Source organism: Fulvivirga sp. AWR4_260, from assembly GCF_056158185.1.
The window spans coordinates 3590-4148 of the sequence record NZ_JBSWSU010000010.1 but is presented as its reverse complement, the minus strand read 5'-3'; the positions used below and the strand labels follow the sequence as shown (position 1 = coordinate 4148).

Sequence of the window (559 nt, the reverse complement as noted above, 5' to 3'; positions counted from 1 at the left end):
AAGGTTAAGTTTGTCATACTCGTGTGCTCACCCAGCACCTTTATCTTATTCCGAGCAAATGCTCTTGCACACTGTAGGTCGTAGGACCGCTACGCTTAACCTACGACCAGGGGGGGGGGTAAGATCTAATCCGTACAATCTGTGATAGTAACTATTGACCATTTAGGTTTTATCTGTTCTTTTGTCCCACATTCTACAAATTGCTCATAACTCTCAAAGTTGCTTTTAATTTTTTCATCACTTGAATATAATAGATATTTAAAGGGTTTTTGTGCCCTGGAGCCTAACCTATAAGCAATTCCCAATGGAGACCCTTTGCCCTTAACCTCATGAACTTGAATTTCTGTTAGTTCAAAGTCTTTTATCAATTTACTTATTGCGTTGTTTGTTTCTGGAAATTTCAACTTAAAAGAATCTGCAGCAATTTTCCAATCAAATTCATGGTGATGTTTGACCACATAACTATTTAGCTCATCAAAATACTCAATTTTATGCTTTAGGTGCTGGGTGAGCACACGAGTATGACAAACTTAACCTTAGCAATACGTAATGTTATGTA

At 37.2% G+C, this 559-nt stretch carries 1 protein-coding gene; it reads right to left on the bottom strand.

What is annotated here, in order from left to right:
* Positions 1-125 precede the first annotated feature (125 nt).
* Positions 126-458, bottom strand: a complete 333-nt coding sequence (locus tag ACXACQ_RS06340; protein WP_474975096.1) for a hypothetical protein — start codon at positions 456-458, stop codon at positions 126-128.
* Positions 459-559: the final 101 nt, after the last annotated feature.